The 1,703-nt window shown below is 47.3% G+C and carries 2 protein-coding genes; both read right to left on the reverse strand.

The features are described from left to right. Positions 1-555: 5-methylcytosine restriction system specificity protein McrC (locus tag ACRC27_RS03975; RefSeq protein ID WP_438639241.1), on the reverse strand; the 555-nt coding region annotated here is incomplete at its 3' end. 4 nt (positions 556-559) lie between these two features. Next, the coding region (locus ACRC27_RS03980; RefSeq protein ID WP_438639242.1) for an McrB family protein at positions 560-1,703 on the reverse strand (1,144 nt) is incomplete at its 5' end.

Genomic DNA, 1,703 nt, shown 5'->3' on the forward strand with positions numbered 1-1,703 from the left:
CCCTTTTAAGTAGCTCATGTTATCTTCACAGCGAACATAGTCACTGCGAATACCCTTTCTAACCAGCTCATTAACCGAGTCCAGAAACTGGCTAATAAACACATCAAGCAGTGACATCTTTTGACAGCGGATATTGGCCGAATCAGTTTGAATATGCGCAAACTCTTTTAAGGCTTGCAGCATGATCAGCAGTGCATTACGCGCATCAGTACAGTGCGTTGCATTATTTGATGTGGTGCTTGATGACATGCCTGATGCAAGATTTTGCACATTGCCGATGGCTGCGGGTCGGCCTAGTTTCGGTAGTACCTCAATCTGCGTACCATCAGGGGTGAATATCACCCCTGCATAGTGCTGAACCTGCAAAGCCTCTACACCAAATTTTGAGCACAGCCGAAACAATCGGCTCTCTTGCTCTGCACCTAAGGCCATTTTTCTTAAATAGGCAAAGGCCGCAGGCGATATTGCAGCAATCTCATGTGGGATCTGTGCAATATCACTGTCTTGGCTGACTAAATAGGCATACTCAAACAGCGCAATATCTTTACTGCTCACCGACTCACTCATTCTGCTTGACATCAGATTGGCGAGTGCTTGCATGTGCGTTGTTTTGGCTAACTTGAGTAAGCTGACGCTGATTTGCATCTTCCGGTGCATACACGGCCAGATAAGCTAAGTTGTTATCCCATACCGGATCAGCCTCACCCACCAGCACATATTGCTGCGCACTGGCAAAGCTATCCGCCTCATAGTGGCTACCAAATAAGGCTTTGTAATCCACATTACGCTGGTGGATAAATTGCAGTTCATTGCATTTTTGGTTATCCCCTAACACAAGGCGGATTTTGCTCCAATCGTCATAAAAATACTCTTGTAGCAGGGGCAAGATTTTGGTTTGAAATGCCAGCTTCAGCGCACTAAATGCCTGAGCATGATCGCCATTGCGGGCTGCGGTGTAGGCTGGGAAGAAAAACGCATGGCCCAAGGTATGCTCTCGGTCATACAGCGCCTCAATTCGGGCATTTAATGTGGTAAGCAACTGACTGAGGCTAATGACCACATCATCACCCAATTCAATACCCGGCACTTCCGTCAGCAAGGCAGAATTTGGCCTCAATTCAATAAAATCAAAACGACGACGCAACGCGGTATCCATCAACGCCAACGAGCGATCGGCGGTATTCATCGTGCCGATAATATCGACATTGGAAGGCACGCTAAATGGCTGCTTACTGTAGGCCAGATTAATGGCCATTGGATGTTCGCCGTGTGCGCGTTTATCAATTTCAATCAGCGAGATCAGTTCACCGAAAATTTTGGAGATATTGCCTCGGTTAATCTCATCAATGAAGATAGCGTACTGATGCTCTGGATCTTGCTCTGCTCGGCGACACAGCGTTAAGAATGCGCCCGCCTCTACCGAGTAATGCACATTCCCCTCATCATCTGTGCTGGCCTTCAAGCCCTCGATAAACTCTTCATAGCCATACGACTGATGAAAGGTGATAGTACTGTAACGCTTAACTTGAGCACCTGCTTGCGGCCCACGTTCTAACTCAGCATGCAGTTGGACCAGATCATCCACCAGCTCTAACTTATCTTCCTGCAAAACCCATACAGAATCCGCCGTTTTATCGAAAACTGCAGGCTCACTACGCCCTTTATAATTAACAGTTGCAGACTCTGGCACAGTGAACTTCTGC

This window comes from Plesiomonas sp. (assembly GCF_051650925.1).
Classification (GTDB): domain Bacteria; phylum Pseudomonadota; class Gammaproteobacteria; order Enterobacterales; family CAMTGL01; genus Plesiomonas.